Source organism: Saccharothrix sp. NRRL B-16348, assembly GCF_001280085.1.
Lineage (GTDB): Bacteria > Actinomycetota > Actinomycetes > Mycobacteriales > Pseudonocardiaceae > Actinosynnema.
On sequence record NZ_LGED01000193.1, the window covers coordinates 1 to 200 of the forward strand.

Consider the following 200-nt stretch of genomic DNA (forward strand, 5'->3'; position numbering starts at 1 on the left):
GACCGGTACTAATAGGCCGAGGACTTGCTACGAAGACGCTACGCATCCACTGTGCGGTTCTGAAAGAACCGAACCGGACCATCACAGGTCCACCCGTTGCACGGGTGGGGTGTGGTGCCTACGGGTTGGTAATTTCATAGTGTTTCGGTGGTCATAGCGGTTGGGGAACACCCGGTCCCATTCCGAACCCGGTAGTTAAG

At 56.5% G+C, this 200-nt stretch carries 1 rRNA gene; it reads left to right on the forward strand.

Annotated elements, in window-relative coordinates:
- Positions 1 to 143 precede the first annotated feature (143 nt).
- Positions 144 to 200 (forward strand): 5S ribosomal RNA (gene rrf, locus ADK67_RS49080); the annotation flags it as partial.